Source organism: Burkholderia sp. JPY481, from assembly GCF_038900515.1.
Classification (GTDB): Bacteria; Pseudomonadota; Gammaproteobacteria; order Burkholderiales; family Burkholderiaceae; genus Paraburkholderia; species Paraburkholderia youngii.
The window spans coordinates 1-546 of record NZ_JAYMRT010000130.1; the positions used below are offsets into that span (position 1 = coordinate 1).

The 546-nt window shown below is 67.0% G+C and carries 1 protein-coding gene; it reads left to right on the forward strand.

The genetic code is table 11. The features are described 5' to 3' along the window. The coding region (locus VSR82_RS39975; protein ID WP_498858924.1) for a type II secretion system protein GspK at positions 1-546 on the forward strand (546 nt) is incomplete at both ends.

Genomic DNA, 546 nt, shown 5'->3' on the forward strand with positions numbered 1-546 from the left:
CGCTCGGCCTGAGCGGGCAGCTCGCCAAAGTGACCGCGCTGCATGTGCGCGCGGGACTGTCGCAATCGGCGACGCGCTTTCAGACCGGCACGTCGATCAGCAGCTCGCCGCAGGTCGGCGGCGGCGGGATGACGGGCGGCAACTTCACCAACCAGCCCGCCATCGAGGACGGCGAGGACAACGTGGCGGTCGCGCCGCTGCTAATGACGGGCGTCGATTCGCTGCTCGACATTCCGGGCTACACATCGGAGATCGTCGCAAAGCTGCGGCCGTTCGTCACCGTGCTGCCGACCGTCACCGCGACCAACATGAACACCGCGTCGGCCGAAGTGATCGCGGCGGTGGTGCCGGGCATGACCGTGTCGCAGGGGCAGGCGTTGGTCGCGCGGCGCCAGACCGTGTTTTTCCGCAACGCCGGTGACGTGCAGCTCGCGCTGACCGCCGCCGGCGTGCAATCGGCGTCGATCGATCCGAATCAGTTCGACGTCAATTCGAGCTACTTTTTAGTCCACGGCAGTGTGCAGCACGAGCGCGCCGAAGTGGATC